The organism is Aeromicrobium sp. Leaf291 (assembly GCF_001423365.1).
Classification (GTDB): domain Bacteria; phylum Actinomycetota; class Actinomycetes; order Propionibacteriales; family Nocardioidaceae; genus Aeromicrobium.
This window is the reverse complement of sequence record NZ_LMNM01000001.1, coordinates 745,258-764,164: the sequence shown is the minus strand read 5'-3', so window position 1 is coordinate 764,164 and position 18,907 is coordinate 745,258. Positions and strand designations below refer to the sequence as shown.

At 71.3% G+C, this 18,907-nt stretch carries 17 protein-coding genes and 1 riboswitch; of the genes, 8 read left to right on the top strand and 9 right to left on the bottom strand.

Annotated features, from left to right (window positions below):
• Positions 1-15: 15 nt before the first annotated feature.
• From ASF35_RS03820 to ASF35_RS17950, 5 genes are all read right to left on the bottom strand, one after another.
• Positions 16-837: an LPXTG cell wall anchor domain-containing protein gene (locus ASF35_RS03820; RefSeq protein ID WP_055963032.1), complete on the bottom strand. Its 822-nt coding sequence runs from the start codon at positions 835-837 to the stop codon at positions 16-18.
• Entirely contained in the window at positions 834-2,483 is a 1,650-nt protein-coding gene (locus tag ASF35_RS03815) for a hypothetical protein (protein WP_055963029.1), read from the bottom strand. The genes ASF35_RS03820 and ASF35_RS03815 overlap by 4 nt, the downstream gene beginning before the upstream one ends.
• An 85-nt stretch (positions 2,484-2,568) precedes the next feature.
• A riboswitch (cobalamin riboswitch) is annotated at positions 2,569-2,638 on the bottom strand.
• Between the two features lie 58 nt (positions 2,639-2,696).
• Entirely contained in the window at positions 2,697-4,133 is a 1,437-nt protein-coding gene (locus ASF35_RS03810; protein ID WP_055963026.1) for a hypothetical protein, read from the bottom strand.
• Between the two features lie 82 nt (positions 4,134-4,215).
• On the bottom strand, positions 4,216-4,704 hold the full coding sequence (rraA, locus tag ASF35_RS03805; RefSeq protein ID WP_055963023.1) for a ribonuclease E activity regulator RraA: 489 nt from the start codon (positions 4,702-4,704) through the stop codon (positions 4,216-4,218).
• An 86-nt stretch (positions 4,705-4,790) separates the two neighbouring features.
• Positions 4,791-4,943, bottom strand: coding sequence for a hypothetical protein (locus ASF35_RS17950; protein ID WP_156366770.1), 153 nt, complete (start codon positions 4,941-4,943; stop codon positions 4,791-4,793).
• Between the two features lie 96 nt (positions 4,944-5,039).
• Between ASF35_RS17950 and ASF35_RS03800 the strand changes: the two genes are divergently transcribed.
• The 3 genes from ASF35_RS03800 to ASF35_RS03790 all read left to right on the top strand — a co-directional run bounded on the left by ASF35_RS03800 (position 5,040) and on the right by ASF35_RS03790 (position 8,176).
• Entirely contained in the window at positions 5,040-5,735 is a 696-nt protein-coding gene (locus ASF35_RS03800) for a metal-dependent transcriptional regulator (protein ID WP_055963019.1), read from the top strand.
• Positions 5,736-5,825: 90 nt separating this feature from the next.
• A complete protein-coding gene (locus ASF35_RS03795; RefSeq protein ID WP_055963015.1) occupies positions 5,826-7,727 on the top strand; it encodes an acyl-CoA dehydrogenase in 1,902 nt (633 codons plus the stop codon).
• Complete coding sequence (locus ASF35_RS03790) at positions 7,724-8,176, top strand: hypothetical protein (RefSeq protein WP_055963012.1); 453 nt, start codon at positions 7,724-7,726, stop codon at positions 8,174-8,176. The genes ASF35_RS03795 and ASF35_RS03790 overlap by 4 nt, the downstream gene beginning before the upstream one ends.
• Positions 8,177-8,207: 31 nt before the next feature.
• Here the strand turns inward: ASF35_RS03790 and ASF35_RS03785 are convergent, their stop codons facing one another.
• The 3 genes from ASF35_RS03785 to ASF35_RS03775 all read right to left on the bottom strand — a co-directional run bounded on the left by ASF35_RS03785 (position 8,208) and on the right by ASF35_RS03775 (position 11,320).
• Positions 8,208-9,581 (bottom strand): GntP family permease, encoded by a 1,374-nt coding sequence (locus ASF35_RS03785; protein ID WP_055963009.1) that lies wholly within the window; start codon positions 9,579-9,581, stop codon positions 8,208-8,210.
• 867 nt (positions 9,582-10,448) lie between these two features.
• Complete coding sequence (locus ASF35_RS03780) at positions 10,449-10,817, bottom strand: hypothetical protein (protein WP_055963007.1); 369 nt, start codon at positions 10,815-10,817, stop codon at positions 10,449-10,451.
• A complete protein-coding gene (locus ASF35_RS03775; RefSeq protein ID WP_055963004.1) occupies positions 10,814-11,320 on the bottom strand; it encodes a MarR family winged helix-turn-helix transcriptional regulator in 507 nt (168 codons plus the stop codon). Before ASF35_RS03775 ends, ASF35_RS03780 begins: the two co-directional genes overlap by 4 nt.
• Positions 11,321-11,376: 56 nt before the next feature.
• Between ASF35_RS03775 and icmF the strand changes: the two genes are divergently transcribed.
• From icmF to ASF35_RS03750, 5 genes are all read left to right on the top strand, one after another.
• Positions 11,377-14,604, top strand: coding sequence for a fused isobutyryl-CoA mutase/GTPase IcmF (gene icmF, locus ASF35_RS03770; protein ID WP_055963002.1), 3,228 nt, complete (start codon positions 11,377-11,379; stop codon positions 14,602-14,604).
• Between the two features lie 164 nt (positions 14,605-14,768).
• Complete coding sequence (locus ASF35_RS03765; RefSeq protein WP_055963000.1) at positions 14,769-15,323, top strand: hypothetical protein; 555 nt, start codon at positions 14,769-14,771, stop codon at positions 15,321-15,323.
• Positions 15,324-15,433: 110 nt separating this feature from the next.
• Positions 15,434-16,084: a hypothetical protein gene (locus tag ASF35_RS03760; protein ID WP_055962996.1), complete on the top strand. Its 651-nt coding sequence runs from the start codon at positions 15,434-15,436 to the stop codon at positions 16,082-16,084.
• 79 nt (positions 16,085-16,163) lie between these two features.
• Positions 16,164-16,664, top strand: a complete 501-nt coding sequence (locus tag ASF35_RS03755; protein ID WP_055962993.1) for a thioesterase family protein — start codon at positions 16,164-16,166, stop codon at positions 16,662-16,664.
• Positions 16,661-17,410: a helical backbone metal receptor gene (locus ASF35_RS03750; RefSeq protein WP_055962990.1), complete on the top strand. Its 750-nt coding sequence runs from the start codon at positions 16,661-16,663 to the stop codon at positions 17,408-17,410. The genes ASF35_RS03755 and ASF35_RS03750 overlap by 4 nt, the downstream gene beginning before the upstream one ends.
• A 108-nt stretch (positions 17,411-17,518) precedes the next feature.
• Here the strand turns inward: ASF35_RS03750 and ASF35_RS03745 are convergent, their stop codons facing one another.
• Positions 17,519-18,883 (bottom strand): NAD(P)/FAD-dependent oxidoreductase, encoded by a 1,365-nt coding sequence (locus ASF35_RS03745; RefSeq protein ID WP_055962987.1) that lies wholly within the window; start codon positions 18,881-18,883, stop codon positions 17,519-17,521.
• Positions 18,884-18,907: the final 24 nt, after the last annotated feature.

Below are 18,907 nucleotides of genomic sequence, written 5' to 3'. Positions count from 1 at the left end.
CCGCGGCAGGGCAGGTCAGGGCGCGCTTCCCCTCCGCCGCCACGCGACGACCCCGGCGGCACCGAGCAGCACCAGCACGGCCGCGACACCGACCAGCGTGGGCCACGGCGACCCGGCGTCGGCCGACGTCGCGCGGGTCTCGTCGTCGGACGTCGTGCCGTCGTCGCCGGCTCCGTCGGAGGGGCTGGCGGCGCTCGCCTCGCGCTCCTCCTCGGCCTTCTGCTCAGCCTTCTTCTCCGCCTGCGCCTTCTCCTTGGCCTTGGCCTTGGCGCTGGCGGAGGCCTCCGCGGACGGGACCGCCGACGTCGGCGCAGCCGTGGGCGCCTTCTGCGTGGGCCGGCTCGACGGCTTCGGGGCCGGGGCCGCGGCCGCCTTGCCCACCGGGGAGACCCCGGGCTGGGCCCTGCCGCTCTGGCCCTGCCAGCTCCAGGCGACCCAGCCGCCCTTCGGCACGGAGACGCCGCCGACGCCGGCCGTGGCGTAGCTCCAGCTGCCGTTGCCGCTGGAGACCCAGAGCGACCAGTAGGCGTCGGACGGCGAGGCCTGCACGCACCCGGCGTTGGCCGGCTTCGCGTTGACCTGGCAGACGAAGCCCTGCTGACGGGCGGCGTAGCGGAGGGAGACGCCTGCGGCGTCGAACGCGGAGGTGGCCTTGCGACCACCGCCGGGGACACACGTCGTGGAGGCACCCCCACCCAGCTGGTGGTAGTCGACGACCACGGTCACGCCGTCACCCTTGGCGCAGGCCGCAGCCTGCGCGGGTGCGGCGAGGACGACCGCACCGGTCGCCGTCCCGAGGAGGACGGCGACCAGCGCGGCGAGGAGTCGCCTGGTCACTTGACGACGGTGAACGACGCGATGCCCTGGCGCGTGTTCACGATGCCGCGGACGTAGACGTTCTTCTTGCCGGTCGACGAGCCGACGCCGAACGTGTAGTCGATGGTGCCGTCGGTCCGGGCGTTGGCGGTCTTGATGTACGTCCCGCCGTAGCCGATGCGCACGGGCTCGCTCGGGGCCAGGCCACGGGCGGACACGCGGATCCTGCCGTTGCGCTTGACCGTCTTGACGTTCGTCGTCGCGACGAACCGCTTGGTGGTCGTCAGGACCCGCAGCGAGGCCTCGCCCTGGCGGGCGTCGCGCTCGCCGTAGACGTACACGGGGCGCACGCCCGGCGACGGGGCCGTGGCCGAGATCGTGGCGACACCGCTGGCGTTCGCCTTGCCGGCCTTGGCGATCGAGCCGTCGACCGAGTAGACGCAGTAGCGCTCGCCCGGGGCCAGGCCCGACGCCGTCAGGCTGACCGGTGCGCCGGCGGCGACGTAGCCGCTGGGCGCGGTGACGGTGAACGTGGCCCTCGGCCGCGGGGTCGGGTCGTCGTAGGACTGCAGCGCGGTGATCGCCGGAGCGGTGGCGCGACGCCACTGGTCCGCGGTCTCGACCTCGATGCCGTCGTCCTCGGCCGTCGCGATGGCGGCGTCGTCGTAGCCGACGGCGCCGAACTGGCCGTCGAGCTCCGTGCCGCAGGCGCTGTAGGCCGTGACCTGGCGCTGCGCGATCCAGGCAGCTGATCCGGCAGCCAGGCCGTCGTCACCGAGCTGCTCCAACGCCACGGCAGCCAGCGCCGTGCTGTTCGTGTTGGGGGCCTCGGTGGCCGCGCCGCCACCGAACTCGCCGTCGTTACCTCGTGCGCCGATCAGATAGCCGCGAGCGCGGGCCAGAGCGTCGGAGACCGACTCGTCGCCGATCTGCGTCTGCAGGGCGTCGACCGCGAAGGCCGTCGTGTCGACCTCGGCCGTGGTCGGGTCGCTGCATTCCTGCTGCTCCGCGGTATTGTCCGACGTGAAGAAGGTGCGGAACCCTCCGTTGGAACACTGTTGGGCGAGCAGGAAGGCCGTGGCCTCGTCGGCCAAGGATGAACCAGCGGCGTGCAGAGCCTTGACGGCGAAAGTCTGTCCGACGACGTTGGCGTAGTCATCGGGCAGGTCGTCGTCGTCAAATTCCCCGTCGGGGAGGGTGTCCGCGATACGCCCGGTGACTGGAGGCGTCGTGAGCACCTGCGCCTCGGTCGCCTTCACCAGGTCGGTGCCGCCGAAGTTCGTAGGCGTGCGGTCGGCGGCGTCGAGGTCGGCGGCCTGCGCGGCGACGAGCGCCTTGGCCGCGGATCCGGCGTACTTCTCCGCACCGGTGCCGATGTAGCTGCCGAGGTCATCAGCCAGCGCGTCGGCGATGTCGGCGACCTTCGCGTTGTAGCCGCCGACGGCGTCGAGGGCGAGGAGGGTGTCGAGGGTCAGGCCCCAGTCGACGAAGTCGAACTGCTCGTTGTAGAGCACGCCGTCGACGACCTGGCCCGACAGCCAGTCGGCCGCGTTGACCGTCTGCGGGGTGCGCGACGTGTCGGCCTGGGCGGCCGGTACCGCGAGGAGACCGGCACCGAGGGCGGTGGCGGCGGTCGCGACGAGGCCGCGACGCAGGGACTTCTTCATGGGGTCCTCACCCGCTGCAAAGGCATGAGGATCCCGAGGGGACCCGCTGCGACCACGACAGCGTGATTGGTCAGGCGCCCGATGCGGCGTTCCGGCTCCCCTCGCGGAGCGAGGGCTACGGTTGCGGGTCAGCGCCGGATTCGGACCGGCTTCCCCGCACTCGGGCACGTGGAGTTGTGTGTCGAGTGACAGGCGGACGGTATCACCCGCGCGTCAGCGACGTACCACGAAGGACGTCGCTCCCGTGCGCGACGCACCGGCGCCCGTGACCGTCAGTGTGCGACGGCCCAGGCTGCTCCCCACGCCGAAGGTCCACCGGAACGAGCCGGTGGAGGAGGCCTTGCTCCTCAGGACGACCTTGCCGCCGATCCGGACGGTCACGTTCTCGTGGGGCAGCAGACGGCTCACCCAGATGATGTTCTTCGCTCGTCGCGTCGGCGCCGTCGACCCCAGCTTGATGCCGAGGCGCGCTGCACGGCCGGTCGCGACCGTGGTGACCCCGGTCCGGCCAGGCCAGTCGCCGACCGCGCGCAGCAGACGAGCCGACGCCGTGGTGGCGTCAGCGGGGACACGGATCGTGGCCGTGCCGGTACCCGAGGGCGAGGCCGTGCCGCGCGCCAGGACGGCGCCCGAGAGCAGCACCGAGAACGGCTCCCGGGGACCAAGACCCCGTACGGTCACGACGGACGTCGACCCGACCTGGACGGCGCGCGGGTTCGACGACACCGCGAGCGTCGCCTCCGCGCCCAGGACCGCGACGGGCTCGCTGCGCTGGACGAGGGTGCCGTACCCGCTGGTCGTCGCGGTGGTCTCGACGACCAGCTCGGCCCGATGGTCCTGGGGACCCAGGGGCGGCAGGGAGCGTGACTGCGCGACCTCCACGCCGTCGCGGAACCAGCGGTACGTCGTCACGAGGTCGTCGGGGTGCGGCGTCACGGTCCCGGGGTCCACCACAGGAGTGGCCCCGACCGCCGCCTGACTGATGCTGGGGCCGGTGCCCGTGAGCGGCCCAGCCGCGATCTCGACCGGTGCCGTGCTGCTGACGACGTCCTCGGCATACCGCGACGTCATGCGCACCTCGGCCCTGACCTCGCCGGCGATGTCGTCAGGCCTGACGACGTACGACGGCGACGTGCCGAGCAGCTGGTTCCCGCGGAACCACCGGACGACCCGCGTGTAGGCGTAGGGCGACGGCGCGTAGGTGTCGCCCTTCGCCGTGAGGCGCGACCCGACCGCCGGCCGACCCGCGATGGCCGCTGGCGTGGCGAGGACCGAGATCTCCTTCGGCACGGCGACGTCCGTCGTGGACCTGACAGGCTCGCAGTCGGGTGCCGTCAGCGTGGTGGTGACCTCGAACGTGGCCCCGGCGTCGGTCCTGAGCAGCACCTGCTGGTGCGAGGTGCCCCGGACGAAGCCGTCTCGCCGCCACTCCCACCCGACCGTGTCCGTCGGGGCAGACGGGACCGAGGCCGTCAGCGTCGCGCCCGCGACCCGGTCGCCCAAGACAGTGGGCGGCTCGACGGAGGTCGGACAGGTGGTGGTCGTGGCCTCCGAGCGCGAGGGCGCCGCCTCCGCGGGAGCGACCACCAGGCTCAGTGCGACGACCAGAGCCGACGCGCCGGCGAGTGCGTGACGTGACGAGACGAGCATGATTCCCCCGGGAAGTCGAACGATCACCTCATCCTGCCGGGTCGTCGCCGCCTGCCGCAGGAGATTGGACGACGTGGTTCCGTCAGGCCAAGGGCACGTCGGCCACGACCACGCCGTTGGCGTCGGCGTAGACCCACTGGCCGGACCGGATCGTTGCGCCGCCGAAGGTCACCGCGACGCCCACGTCGCCGAGGCCGCGCTTCTCGGTCCGGACGGGGCACGGGGCGACCGCCTGGACGCCCAGGTCGAGGTCCCGCAGGATCTCGACGTCGCGCACGGCTCCGTGGATGACCAGCCCGGACCACCCGTTCTCGACGAAGCGGGCGGCGATCACGTCGCCGAGGAGGGCGCGGCGCAGCGATCCACCTCCGTCGACGACGAGGACGCGGCCGTCGCCCGGCTCGTCCGCGAGGCGCTTGACGTGCGAGTTGTCCTCGAAGCAGGCCACCGTCTCGACGGCGCCGCTGAACGCCTCACGGCCACCGAAGCCACGCAGCAGACCCGGCTGGACGACCACCAGCCGATCCGGGTGGTGGGTGTCGCAGAGGTCGGGCGTGGTCCAGCTGGTCATGGGTCCTCCATCGGTCGACTCAGCAGGACGCTACGCGTGCGCAGCGGCCGACGCCCGGCCACGACGTACGCAACGCACTCAACGCCTCAGGAGACGGCGGAACCGATCGCCAGGAAAGCGACGAAGGCAGCCACGAAGAGCACCGTGCGGAGCAGCCCGGTGCGCAGCAGGCGCGACTCGACGGCCGTGAGCCGACGGGGTGCCGGCCGGCTCGAGCCGGAGTGCGCGATGTTCGCCATGCCTCAGACACTACCAGGCGTGGGACAACATGGAAGTTCGGTCCACCGAACTTTCGTGGCGCCCGTCCTGCGGCCGTCCGCCGATACCCTGGGCGTGTGCCCGACGCCCCCTCCGCCTCGACCCAGGCCCCCTCGGCGCTGTCCTCCTCGATGCAGGACTACCTCAAGGTCATCTGGACGAGCCAGGAGTGGGACGACACCCCCATCTCCTCCAAGGCGCTGGCCGACCGCTTCGGCGTGACGCCCTCGACGGTCTCCGAGTCACTCAAGAAGCTCGCCGCCCAGGGGCTCGTCGACCACCGGCGCTACGGGGCGGTCACCCTCACGGCGTCGGGACGGACGGCCGCGCTCGCGATGGTCCGCCGCCACCGGCTCGTCGAGACGTTCCTCGTCGAGTACCTCGGCTACGCGTGGGACGAGGTGCACGACGAGGCCGAGGTGCTGGAGCACGCCGTGAGCGACGACTTCGTCGAACGGCTCGCGGAGCGGCTCGGCCACCCCGAGTTCGACCCCCACGGCGACCCCATCCCGACGGCCGACGGCCGACTGCCCGCGCTCGACGCACGTCGGCTGGTCGACGTCGAGGCACCCGCCGACCTCGTCGTGGTGCGCGTCTCCGACGACGACCCGGCCCTGCTGCGCCACCTCGTCGAGCTCGGGCTCGTCCTCGGGGTCCGTGTGCACCTCGTGGAGCGGCACGACTTCGCGGGCACCCTGGCCGTCCGGATCGACGGTCGCACGCTCGACGTCGGGCACGTGGCCGCGGCGGCGATCTTCGTCTCGGCCGCCTGAGACCCGCTGCACGGCACCACCCGGCGTCCTGGCCGACCGACCTCGCGCGGACCGCTGCGGCGGAAGCGACCCACGAGTAGCGTTTCGTCCATGAGCCTGTCCGAAGAAGTCCGCATCGCCCTCGACGGCAAGTGGCGCCACGTGCGCGAGCAGTCCCGCAGGGAGCTCGCCGAGATGGACCTGGCGTACGACCTCGACCTCGACATCGACGCCGCTCGCGAGCGGACGCTGCGCCAGCTCGAGGGCCTCGTCGACACCGGCGTCCCCGCAGCCGGCTTCCGCACCGAGCACGGCGGCGGCGGCGATCCGGGGATGGCCGTCACCGGCATCGAGATGCTCGCCCAGTTCGACCTCTCGCTCATGGTGAAGGCGGGTGTGCAGTGGGGACTGTTCGGCGGCGCGGTCGAGAACCTCGGCACCGAGCGCCACCGCGACCTCATCCCGCGGCTCATCTCGCTCGACCTCGTGGGCTGCTACGCCATGACCGAGATCGGCCACGGCAGCAACGTGCAGCACCTCGAGACCACGGCCACCTTCGACGCGGACACGCAGGAGTTCGTCGTGGACTCCCCCACGCCGTCGGCCACGAAGGACTACATCGGCAACGCCGCCGCCCACGCCACCGTCGCCGCGGTGTACGCCCAGCTGGTCACCCGGGGCGAGAACCACGGCGTGCACTGCTTCATCGTGCCGATCCGCGACGAGAAGGGGCAGACCTGCGACGGCGTCGAGATCGGCGACGACCGCCACAAGGGTGGTCTCGGTGGCGTCGACAACGGCCGTCTCTCCTTCCACCAGGTGCGCATCCCGCGCGAGAACCTGCTCAACAAGTACGGCGACGTGGCCGAGGACGGCACCTACTCCTCGCCCATCGAGGACGTGAACCGACGGTTCTTCACGATGCTCGGCACGCTCGTGCGCGGGCGGATCAGCGTCGGCGGGTCGGCGATCGCCGCCGCCGAGGTGGCCCTCAGCATCGCCGGACGCTACGCCCTGGAGCGGCGCCAGTTCGGCCAGGACGGCGAGCCCGAGGTGCTGCTGGCGGACTACCGCGTGCACCAGCGCCGCCTGCTCCCGCTCATCGCCCGTTCGTACGCCTACCGGTTCGCCCAGAACCAGCAGGTCTCGCGCATGGACCGGCTGCAGCGCTCGACGGAGCCCGACCTGCAGGAGCAGCGCGAGCTCGAGGGCCGCGCCGCCGGCCTCAAGGCGATCATGACCTGGCACGCGTCGCGGGCGATCAACGAGTCGCGCGAGATGTGCGGCGGCGCCGGCTACCTCGCCGAGAACCGCCTCACGGTGCTGCGCGGCGACATCGACGTGTTCACCACCTTCGAGGGCGACAACCACGTGATGCTCCAGCTGCTCAGCAAGGAGCTGCTCACGTCGTACGCGAAGGAGGTCGGTGGGCTCGACGCGGTCGGCATGGTGCGGTTCGTGGCCGAGACCGTGGCCGAGACGGTCCGCGAGCGGACGGCCGCGAGCCAGCTCATCCAGCGGCTCATCGACGCCGCGCCCACCGGTGGCGACGCCCACGACCTGCTCGACCGCGGCACGCAGCTGAGCCTGTTCGAGGACCGTGAGCAGCACCTGATCGAGACCGCCGCCCGACGTCTGCAGCGAGCCGCCAAGGCCGAGGGCGACGAGGCCTTCCGCATCTTCAACGAGGCGCAGGACCACCTGATCCGGTGTGGACGGGCGCACGTGGACCGGGTGGTGCTCGAGGCGTTCACCGCCGGCATCGCGCGCTGCGAGGACCCCGACGCCGCCGACCTGCTGCGCAAGGTCTGCACGTTGTACGCGCTGAGCGTCATCGAGGACGACCTCGCGTGGTTCATGGCCCACAACCGGATCTCCGACCAGCGCGCCAAGGCCGTGACCCAGCTGCTCAACGAGCAGCTGGCCGAGCTCCGCCCGCACCTGCTGACCCTCATCGAGGGCCTGGGCGTGCCGGAGGAGACGCTCGGCGCCGCGATGCTGCTCAAGCAGTGACCCCTCGACGCCTCGGCGGCGCCGTCGCCGCGACGGTCCTCCTCGTCACGGTGACGTCCGGATGCACCTCCCCGGACGTCGACGTCGAGGGCGTCGCGCGCTGGCAGGACCGCACCGACGACGCGTTCCGGTCCGCCCTGGAGGCGGTCGGTCCACGGATCGCGCTGTCACCGGACGACGAGCTGGCCGGCCTGGCGGACACGCAGCGGTGCGACCCCGACGACCTGAGCCGGGTCCGGCACCGGGTCGACGCGAGGCTCGAGCTCGCCGAGCCGGCATCGTCCGGCCTGGCCGACCGGGTCCGGGACGCCGTCCCCGCCGAGTACGAGGTGGAGGTCGAGATCGGTCCCGACTCCGTGCTGCTCGGCGTGGTCAGCGGCTGCATCGACGTACCGAAGATCCAGGGCGTCGACGTGTTCCTGGAGGGCCGCTACCGCGTCGACCCCTGACGCTCGGACCTGGGCGCTCGGCGGTGGGACGTCAGACCACGAAGGCGATCGCCAGCACCATCGGCAGGCTGACCAGTGACGCGATGCTGGTGACCACCGTCATCGACTTCAGGGCGCCCTGGGTGGTCAGGCCGAGCAACGACTTGAACATCCAGAAGAAGTTGGAATTCACCGTCAGCGCGAACATCGCTCCGGAGGCGATCGCGAGGCCGATGGCGATCGGTGCCACCTCGATGGAGGTGAGCACCGGGCCGATGATGCCCGCGGCGGTGATGGCGGCGACCGAGACCGAGCCGATGGCCAGGTGCAGGACGGCGGCGATGAACCAGGCGAGCAGGACGCTCGTGACGACGGCCGCGCCCTCGCTGGCCGAGAACAGCCCGGCGAGCGTGGCGTCGAGTCCGGTGGCCTCGATGACGGCGCCGAGCGAGCCGCCGATGCCGGTGATCAGCAGGATCTCACCCGTCGTGTGGAAGCCGGTCTTGAGCGCCTTGTCGGTCCGCTCGGTGCCCGCGGCCGCGCGGGCGAGGACGTAGGCACCGAGCAGTCCCACGAAGAGGGCGACGTTGGCGTTGCCGATGAAGGCGATGAACGCGTTGGAGAAGTCGAGCAGCTCCGCGAACGCGCCGAAGGCGATCATCACGAGCGGCACGAGGATCGGCAGCAGCGACGTGAACAGCGGCACCTCGACGTCGTGGAGCGTGTCGCGCTCGCCCGGGCCGGTGCCGGCGGTGTTCTGCTCGACGCCGTCGTCGTAGTCGAGCGGGTCGTCCTCCGCCTCGTCGGCCTCGGGCTTCCACCAGCCGGCCCGCAGCATCAGCCCGAACAGGTAGGTGGTGATGACGGCGGTGAGCGGCCCCAGGACGATGCCGTAGAGCATCCACGTGCCGAGCGGGACGTCGAGGAGTCCCGCGATCGAGACCGCCGCGAGCCCGGGGATCACGAAGACGTAGCCGGCGAAGATGCCGGTGCCGATCGCGCCGGCGAGGTGCGCGAGCCCGCGCGGTCCGATGTGCGGGGCCGAGGAGCGCGCGATGGGCGCGGCGAGCACGACCTGGACGTCGACGTAGATGGACGGGAAGACGGTGGAGAGCGCTCCGGTGAGGGCATAGGGCAGACGCTTCGCGCCCACGACCTTGAGCAGCGCGTGCACGAGCTTGCGGAAGGTGCCGAGCGAGTGCAGCAACGCCCCGATGAGCACGCCGAAGCCGATGAGCAGACCCACCTCGGCCATGATCGAGCCGAAGCCCTCGGTGATCGCCGTGATCGTGTCCGCGAACCCGACCCCGGCGGCGAGGCCGAGGTAGAGCGAGGCGATCACCAGCGAGATCACCGGATCGACCTTCACCCAGATGATCAGCCCGACGACCAGCACGATGGCGATGGCTGTGTGGACGACCTCCACGTCGATCCCCCCTCGTTCGATGTGGGCCTCACCCTAGGCGACGTCGGCCCGATCGGGTCTACGCCCGCGGCTGCGTCGCGTGGGTGAGTCGTCGGCGGCGGCGGCGTCTCGGCCGAGCTCTCGCCTGCGGCTGCGTCGCTCCGGCCTAGCGCTCGCCTGCGGCTGCGTCGCTGTGGCTCCGAGTCGACCTGCGCTCCGAAAGGGCCTCGACCGGAGCGGTGGGACTGGTCCTGGCTGGGTCTGCGGGGCGCGGCCGGGTTCTCGCTCGCTGCTGCGTTGCTGTGGCTTCGAGTGGGCGTGGTCTCCGAACGGCGTCGACCGGAGCAGGGGGGCTGGGCTCGGGTGGGTCTGCGGGGCGCGGCCACGATTCTCCATCTGCGCGGGATCCACGCACGATGCTTCCTTCGCGTGGACCGTGCCTCGCGAAGGAAGAAGCGTGGCGACGACATGGCGCCCTGGAGGGCAGTGATTCTCCTTCTGCGTGGAACGGTCCACGCGAAGGGAGAATCCCTGGCCCACCCGCCGCGCACCGAAGCCCCGTTGGACGCAGGATTCTGCCTTCGCGTCCAGAAGCCCGAACGATGCTGCGTTCACGACGGGATCCGAACACGAACGCAGCATCCTTCACCCCCTCACGCACGAACGCAGAACCTTGCGTCCCCCCGAGCCACGCTCCGAGAGCCCACCCGACCCCGGACCCGTCCACCGGTCGAGGCCCTTTCGGAGCGCAGGTCCACGCGCAGCCACAGCGACGCAGCCGCAAGACCCGCCGCAGCCGGAGCGACGCAGCCGCACGGCACGACCCAGCCGGAGCCGCGCAGCAGCAGGTCGACCCGCGGCCATGGAGACGCGGCCGCGGGTCGAGGTTCAGCGCGTCGGTGGTTGCGTGCCCCAGGCGACGCCAACGTGCACCATCGTCACGAGAAGGACGAGCCCGGCGTCGCCGATCCCGGCGTCGTACTCCGGTCGTGTCCAGGCGTAGACGAAGCCCACGAGCGTCCCGATCCCACTCACCCAGGCCACCACCTGCGTCCTTCGCGTCGCCCAGCGGTGCGCCTTGGCGATGGTCGCAGCCACCGCTCCCACGACGCCGAGCCACAGGACGACCGTGCCGAAAGGGCGCGCGCCCTCGCCGAGCACGAGGCGCAGCAGGAACGGCACCGACAGCGCGCCCATCACCCACACCCACGGCCGCGCGAACCACGGCACCGTCGCCGGGGCCGCCGGCGCGGTCACGTGAAGTCGACCTGCCGCAGCCCCCGCAGCAGCGTGTAGGCCGCCTGCTGGTCGTCGGCGTCGAGCTCGGCCACGCCGAACTGGACGTCCATGAGGGCCTCGGTGGCCGCCTCGACCACGCGCTCGCCCTCGGGCGTGAGGGCCGCGAAGGTGCGGCGCCGGTCGGCCGGATCGGGCTCGCGGACCACGAGTCCGTGCGTCTCGAGCCTGTCGATCGCGTTCGTGACCGACGTAGGATGCACCATGAGCCGTTCGCCGATCTTGCTGAGGGGCAGGCGCCCCTCCCGGCTGAACGAGATGAGCCGAAGCACCTCGAACCGGGCGAACGTGATGCCGTGGGGCTTCAGCGCCGCGTCGAGCCGGCCGATCACCAGCTGCTGCACCCGCATGATCGACGTCGCGAGCCGCATGGCCGTGGCGTCGCCGATGCGCTCCTCCCACAGCTCCCCGGCCCGTTCCAGCGGGTCGAACGCGAGCCGCGGCGTGGGGGGCACGGAGGTCATGTGGTCAGTCTACCCAGGGTGGACGATTAGTTGGATGTCCGACTATTGTGGTTCCTATGGCTGATCTCCACGTCCCGTCGAACCCGGTCCGACTCGTCACCGCGTCGGCGCTCTTCGACGGCCACGACGCCTCGATCAACATCATGCGGCGCATCTTCCAGAGCCAGGGGGCCGAGGTGATCCACCTCGGGCACAACCGCTCGGTCAAGGAGGTCGTCGACGCCGCCATCGAGGAGGACGTGCAGGGCGTCGCGGTCTCGTCGTACCAGGGCGGGCACGTCGAGTACTTCGAGTACCTGGTCGAGTCGCTGCGCGAGCAGGGCGCCGGCCACGTCCGCGTGGTCGGTGGTGGCGGCGGCGTCATCGTGCCCGAGGAGATCGCCCGGCTCCGCGAGTCCGGCGTCACGATCTTCTCCCCCGAGGACGGGCAGCGCCTCGGGCTCGTGGGCATGATCAACTCCGTCGTCCGCGACTGCGACGTCGACCTGACCACCCTCGGCGACTTCGACGTCGACGCGGTGCTGGCCGGCGACCGCTCCGCCGTCGCCCGGGCCATCACGCTCGCCGAGACCGGCCGACTCGCCGACGCCGACCGCCAGCGCCTGCAGGACGCCGCGGCCGCACACCCCTCCCCCGTCCTCGGCATCACCGGCACCGGCGGGTCGGGCAAGTCCTCGCTCACCGACGAGCTCGTGCGGCGCTTCCGCGTCGACCAGCAGGACAAGCTGCGCGTGGCGGTCCTCGCCGTCGACCCCACCCGACGTCGCGGCGGCGGCGCCCTGCTCGGCGACCGCATCCGGATGAACTCCCTCGACGGGGAGCGGGCGTACTTCCGGTCGCTGGCCACCCGAGGCTCCCACGAGCTGCCCGACTGCCTCGACGACGTCGTCGCCGTGCTCAAGGCCGCCGCGTTCGACCTCGTGGTCGTCGAGACCCCCGGCATCGGCCAGGGCGACGCCGCGATCGTGCCGCACGTCGACACCTCGATGTACGTCATGACGCCGGAGTTCGGCGCCGCGTCGCAGCTGGAGAAGATCGACATGCTCGACTTCGCCGACGTCGTGGCGATCAACAAGTTCGAGCGCCGCGGGGCCAAGGACGCCTACCTCGACGTCGGCCGCCAGCTGGTCCGCAACCGTGAGGCCTTCGGCAAGAAGCCCGAGGACATGCCGATCTTCGGCACGTCGGCCGCCACCTTCAACGACGACGGCGTGACCGCGCTGTACCAGCACCTGCGCGACGCCCTGGGCGAGCGCGGTCTGCCCGTCGCCGAGGGCGTGCTGCCGCCCGTGGCCGTGCGGTACTCGAGCGGGATCCAGGCCGTCGTGCCCGCCGACCGCGTGCGGTACCTGTCCGAGATCACCGAGACGGTGCGCGGCTACCACGCCGAGACCGAGCGCCTGGCCGACGCCGCCGACCGGGCCCAGCGCCTCGAGACCACCGCGAGCGAGCTCGCCGAGGCCGACCTGGACGCCTCGAGCGTCGCCGAGCTGCTCGAGACCGCCCGCAAGGCCGTCCCGCACGACGTCGCCGACCAGATCGAGCAGTGGCCGGCCGTCGTCGAGGCCTACTCCGGCGACGAGCAGGCCGTGAAGGTCCGCGACAAGGAGATCGTCACCCAGCTCACGCGGGAGTCGCTCTCGGGCACCAAGGTCCCGCGCGTGTCCCTGCCCCGCTTCACCGGCCACGGCGACCTCGTGCGCTTCTGGCGGCGCGAGAACCTGCCCGGCCACTTCCCGTACACCTCCGGCGTCTTCTCGTTCAAGCGCGACGGCGAGGACCCGGCTCGCATGTTCGCCGGCGAGGGAGACCCGTTCCGCACCAACCGTCGTTTCAAGCTGCTGAGCGAGGACGGCGACGCCACCCGCCTGTCCACCGCCTTCGACTCGGTCACGCTGTACGGCCGCGACCCCGACCCGCGCCCCGACGTCTACGGCAAGGTCGGCACGTCGGGCGTCTCCGTGGCGACGCTCGACGACATGGAGGCGCTCTACGACGGCTTCGACCTCGTGTCGCCGTCCACGTCGGTCTCGATGACCATCAACGGTCCTGCACCCACGGTGCTGGCCTTCTTCCTCAACACCGTCGTCGACCAGCAGGTCGCCCGCTTCCGGGAGAAGGAGGGCCGCGAGCCCACCGAGGCCGAGCACGCCGAGCTGCGCTCGTACGCCCTCAAGAACGTCCGCGGCACCGTGCAGGCCGACATCCTCAAGGAGGACCAGGGCCAGAACACCTGCCTGTTCTCCACCGAGTTCAGCCTGCGGATGATGGGCGACATCCAGCAGTTCTTCATCGACGAGGGCGTGCGGAACTTTTACTCCGTCTCCATCTCCGGGTACCACATCGCCGAGGCCGGGGCGAACCCCATCAGCCAGCTCGCCTTCACCCTCGCCAACGGGTTCACGTACGTCGAGTCGTACCTGGCGCGCGGCATGGACATCGACGACTTCGCACCCAACCTGTCGTTCTTCTTCTCCAACGGCATGGACCCGGAGTACTCGGTGCTCGGCCGGGTGGCACGACGCATCTGGGCCGTCGCGATGAAGGAGAAGTACGGCGCGAACGACCGCAGCCAGAAGCTGAAGTACCACGTCCAGACGTCCGGTCGGTCCCTCCACGCGCAGGAGATGGACTTCAACGACATCCGCACCACGCTGCAGGCGCTCATCGCGATCTACGACAACGCCAACAGCCTGCACACCAACGCCTACGACGAGGCCGTCACGACGCCGAGCGCGGAGTCCGTGCGCCGCGCGCTCGCGATCCAGCTCATCATCAACCGCGAGTGGGGCCTGGCGATGAACGAGAACCCGCTCCAGGGCTCCTTCATCATCGACGAGCTGACCGACCTCGTCGAGAACGCCGTGCTGGCCGAGTTCGACGCCATCAACGAGCGCGGCGGCGTGCTGGGTGCCATGGAGACGGGCTACCAGCGCGGTCGCATCCAGGACGAGTCGATGCTCTACGAGCACCGCAAGCACGACGGCTCCCTGCCGATCATCGGCGTCAACACGTTCCGCCGTCCGGAGTCGGAGGTCGAGGCTCCGACGGTCGAGCTGGCCCGCGCCACGGCGGCCGAGAAGCAGTCGCAGCTCGACCGTGTGCACGCCTTCCAGGAGACGCACCGCTCCGAGGCCGAGGCCGCGATCGCCCGCCTCAAGAAGGCTGCGGTCGAGGGCGACAACGTGTTCGCCGTGCTCATGGACGCCGCCCGCGTCTGCTCCCTCCAGCAGGTCACCGAGGCGTTCTTCGAGGTCGGCGGACAGTACCGGCGCAACGTCTGAGCAGGGTCTCGAGCGCCACCGTCCCGAACTCACGGAACGGCGCTCGAGCTCCTCCTGCGCGCCCCTCCCGACGCGCGCCCGTGCGCCATCTGCGCTACCAAGGAGGGGTAGGACGTGGCCCCCCAGCACCCGACGGTGCGGCCACGGACTCGGAGGGAATCGAGATGGACACCTGGATCTGGATCGTCGTCGCCGTCGTGGTGGCACTGCTGCTGCTCGCCGTGGTGGTGTCGGTCGCCCGCAAGAGCGCCGAGGCCAAGCGCCGCCACCGGCTCGAGCAGGAGCAGCGGGACCGGCAGAAGGCCGGCACGCTCCGCGACGAGGCGCGTGAGGCCGCCGTGGCCGCGCAGCACACCGAGGCCGGCGCCGCCGTGGCGCGGGCCGACGCCGACGAGGCCCGCCTGGAGGCCGAGCGCCTGGAGCGCCACGCCGTCGACCTGGAGAACGAGGCCGCCGAGGTGCAGGGCGCGGCCGAGGACCGGCTCGTCGAGGCCGATCGCCTGGACCCCGACGTGCCCGAAGCCGGGCGGGACCATCGCGCGTCCGACCGGAGCCCGGTCGACGAGGCGCCCCTCACCCCGGGCACCGAGGCACCTGCCGACCCGACGACGCACGGCTCCCATGTCGCGGACGAGCACGGCGTGACCGATCGACCCGCCGTCGACCCGGACCCGTTCGAGACGCCGGGCGAGCACCGCACTCCCCCGCCCAGGTCCTGAGCATCGGGACGGTGGCGGCGCGCTCATCGAGTCGCGCCGCCCCGGGACCCGGTCTACGTTCGTGACCACGCCTTCGGTCGTCGATCAGGCCCCATGACAAGGAGCTCGCCATGAGCACGCACGACCACCAGCCCGCCGCCTCCGAGCCGAGGCACGCCGACACGACCGCGGACGGCGACCGCGCCACCCCGGTCGTCGACCGCAAGGAAGTCGTCGAGCGGCAGAAGGAGCGCTTCGGCGGGGTCAAGATCGTCTGCGCGTTCTTCGGCTGGGTCACCGCCACCGGCATGACCGTGCTGCTCACCGCCCTCGTCGCCGCGGCCGGCGCGGGAGTCGGCCTGGTCTCGGGCACCGACGTCACCGACGCCGCCGCCGACCAGGGACTCTCGGCCGAGGAGATCGGCTGGGCCGGCGTCGCGCTGGTGCTCGTCGCCGTCCTCGTGTCCTACTACAGCGGCGGCTACGTGGCCGGCCGCATGGCGCGCTTCGACGGCATCCGGCAGGGCATCGCGGTCTTCGCGTGGGCCGTCGTCGCCGCCATCGTCGTCGCGGTCCTCGGAGCCGTGGCCGGTACCCGCTACGACGTCCTCGACCAGCTCAACGCCTTCCCGCGCATCCCGAGCGACCTGTCCGACCTGAGCCTCGCCGCCGTCGTGCTCCTCGTCGGTGTGGTCGCGGCCGCCCTCGTCGGCGCCATGCTCGGTGGACTGGCCGGCATGCACTTCCACCGCAAGGTCGACCGAGAGGGCCTCGGCCGCTGAGCCGGACCGACCCCGGGTGCCGCGACCCACGTCGCGGCCCCGGGGTTCGTCGCGCTCGGCGCCCGATACGGTCGGTCAGGTGACGACGCACCCCACCTACGCCCAGGTCGCAGCCCTCCCGACGGTGCACGAGCACGTGGTGGGGCCGGAGCACCTCGACGAGAACCGCCACATGAACATCGGCCACTACTTCACCTTCGGCGGGCACGCGCTCTGGGCCCGCCACCAGGACGAGCTGGGCATGCCGGACACCTACATCACCGAGCGGGGCCTCACCACGTTCACCGCGGAGCAGCACCTGCGCTACCTCGGCGAGTCACTCGAGGGCGACCGGATCGGCGTGAGCGTGGTCATCGTCGACCGCAGCGACAAGGTGCTGCACGCCACGGCGCTGATGACCAACCACACCCGGCAGGAGCTGTCCTGCGTGATGGAGGCGGTCTCGGTCCACGTCGACTTCGCGACCCGTCGGCCGACGCCCTTCCCCGACGACATCGCCGCCCTGCTCGACGCAGCGATCGCCACCGACCGCACCGACTGGGCGCTCCCCCTCAGCGGAGGGCTCGGCATCCGCCGATGAAGGACGACCTCGGCCACGACGTCGACGTGCCCCGCGAGGCGCGCCGCGTGGTGAGCCTCGTGCCGTCCGTCACCGAAGGTCTGGCCGCTGCCCGCCCCGAGGCGCTCGTGGGCGCCACCGACTGGTGCACCCACCCCACCGACCTCGACGTCACGCGTTTGCGAGGCACCAAGAACCCCGACCGCGCCGCGATCGAACGGCTGCGACCGGACCTGGTGGTGGCGAACCAGGAGGAGAACCGCGAGCTCGACGTCCGACGTCTGCGTGAGGCCGGCGTGCCCGTGTGGGTCACCCGGATCGAGACCGTCGACGAGGCGCTCGGGTCGCTGCGACGTCTGTTCGACGACGCGCTCGGGTGGGGTGTGCCCGACTGGCTCGGCGCGGCGTCGGCTGCGTGGGAGGCGCCGGCCCCGGCGACGCGCGGCACCGTGGTGGTACCGATCTGGCGCGACCCGTGGATGGTCGTCGGCCCCCGCACCTTCACCGCCGACCTGCTGCGTCGGCTCGGGTGGACGGTGTCGGTCGGCGCGGCGCCGGACCCGACCTCGCGGTACCCGCACGTCGAGCTGGCCGACGTCGACAGCCCGGACGTCGACCTGGTGCTGCTGCCCGACGAGCCCTACGTGTTCGGACCCGACGACGGTCCCGAGGCGTTCACGTCGGCGCCGACGCGGCTCGTGTCGGGCCGGCTGCTCACCTGGTACGGACCGTCGCTGGTCGAGGCGCGGACCGCCCTCGACCTCTGAGTCACGGAAATCTCACGCCTGCACGGGTTGCTACCCGAGCAGGCGTGAGAATCCCATGCGCCGTGGGAGATTCCCAGGTCGACCTGGGAATCTGCGAGACGGGGCGGGTCAGGACTGGCGCTGCGACGCGGCCTTGCGCTCGAGCACGCGGCGCTCGGCCTTCTGCTTCTCCAGGGGGGTGATCTCGAGCTTGTGCTTGGACACGACGTACGGCGTCTCGCCGACGATCGCGTTGTGGCTGCCCGAGAACAGGTACTTGCTGGACAGGTTGATCAAGGTGGCGAACCGGTTGCGGTTGCCCAGCAGGGTCGCGATGTGCAGGGCCACCCAGATGATCCAGGCCGGGAAGCCCGTGAGCTTGGGCATGTAGGTGATCTCCGCGACGGCCGACGACTTGCCGATCGTGGCCATGGTGCCCTTGTCGGAGTACTTGAACGGCTTCACGCGGTCGGCCTTGCCCTTGAGCTCGGCCTTGATCAGCTTGGCCACGTGCTTGCCGCCCTGGATCGCGGGCTGCGCGAGCTGCGGGAGCGGGTCGGGGCCGATCGCGATGTCACCGATGGCGAACGTGTCGGCGCGATCCTTGACGCGCAGGTGCTCGTCGACCTCGATCCGGCCGCCGCGGCCCTGCGGCACGTCCCAGTCGAGCACCGTCGGGTGCGCAGTGACGCCCGTGGCCCACACGACGATGCCCGCCGAGAGGAACTCGCTGTGGCCGTCCGTCTCGACGACCACACCGTCCTCGCGGACCTCCTTGACGGCCGTGTTCAGCCGCAGGTCGACGTCGCGCTTGAGCAGCGACTTCTCGGCGTAGGCACGAAGCTTCTCGTCGAACGGGCCCAGGACGTTCGGAGCCATCTCGAGCAGCGTGACGTGGATCCGCGCGCGGTCCAGCTCGGGGTAGGTGGTCGGCATGTCGTTGTTGCGGAACTCCGCGAACGCACCGGCGGTCTCGACGCCCGTGGCACCGCCGCCCACGACGATGATGCGCAGGTCCTCGTCCTGGCCGTTGATCGCGAACTCCTCGAGGTTCTCGAACAACCGGTCGCGCACCTGCAGCGCCTGCGAGCGCTTGTAGAGCGGGAGCGAGAACTCCTCCGCACCGGGGGTGCCGAAGAAGTTGGTGGTGACGCCGTTGGCGAGCACCAGGTAGTCGTACGTCACCGAGACCTCGCCGTGCAGGCTCAGCACCTTGGCCTGGTGGTCGATGTTCGTGACGATGCCCTTCACGAAGCGCACGTTCTTCTGGTCGGCGCGCACCGCACGCAGGAACCAGGTGATGTCGCCGGGGTTCAGCGACGCGGTCGCGACCTGGTACAGCAGCGGCTGGAAGGTGTTGTAGGTGTGCCGGTCGATGAGGGTGATGTCGACGTCGGCGCGCTTGAGCTTGCGGACGAGCGACAGGCCTCCGAATCCGCCTCCGACCACGACGACGTGGGGGCGCTTGCGGGCGGGAACGACGTTGCTGCTCATGCCTCAGACTCTACTCGCGCCGCT

What these genes read in the sequence shown, in the direction of transcription:
- ASF35_RS03815 (WP_055963029.1), bottom strand. Translation starts at nt 2,483, where the DNA reads ATGAAGAAGTCCCTGCGTCGCGGCCTCGTCGCGACCGCCGCCACCGCC.
- ASF35_RS03810 (WP_055963026.1), bottom strand. Translation starts at nt 4,133, where the DNA reads ATGCTCGTCTCGTCACGTCACGCACTCGCCGGCGCGTCGGCTCTGGTC.
- rraA (WP_055963023.1), bottom strand. Translation starts at nt 4,704, where the DNA reads ATGACCAGCTGGACCACGCCCGACCTCTGCGACACCCACCACCCGGAT.
- ASF35_RS17950 (WP_156366770.1), bottom strand. Translation starts at nt 4,943, where the DNA reads ATGGCGAACATCGCGCACTCCGGCTCGAGCCGGCCGGCACCCCGTCGG.
- ASF35_RS03795 (WP_055963015.1), top strand. Translation starts at nt 5,826, where the DNA reads ATGAGCCTGTCCGAAGAAGTCCGCATCGCCCTCGACGGCAAGTGGCGC.
- ASF35_RS03775 (WP_055963004.1), bottom strand. Translation starts at nt 11,320, where the DNA reads ATGACCTCCGTGCCCCCCACGCCGCGGCTCGCGTTCGACCCGCTGGAA.
- icmF (WP_055963002.1), top strand. Translation starts at nt 11,377, where the DNA reads ATGGCTGATCTCCACGTCCCGTCGAACCCGGTCCGACTCGTCACCGCG.
- ASF35_RS03765 (WP_055963000.1), top strand. Translation starts at nt 14,769, where the DNA reads ATGGACACCTGGATCTGGATCGTCGTCGCCGTCGTGGTGGCACTGCTG.
- ASF35_RS03760 (WP_055962996.1), top strand. Translation starts at nt 15,434, where the DNA reads ATGAGCACGCACGACCACCAGCCCGCCGCCTCCGAGCCGAGGCACGCC.
- ASF35_RS03750 (WP_055962990.1), top strand. Translation starts at nt 16,661, where the DNA reads ATGAAGGACGACCTCGGCCACGACGTCGACGTGCCCCGCGAGGCGCGC.
- ASF35_RS03745 (WP_055962987.1), bottom strand. Translation starts at nt 18,883, where the DNA reads ATGAGCAGCAACGTCGTTCCCGCCCGCAAGCGCCCCCACGTCGTCGTG.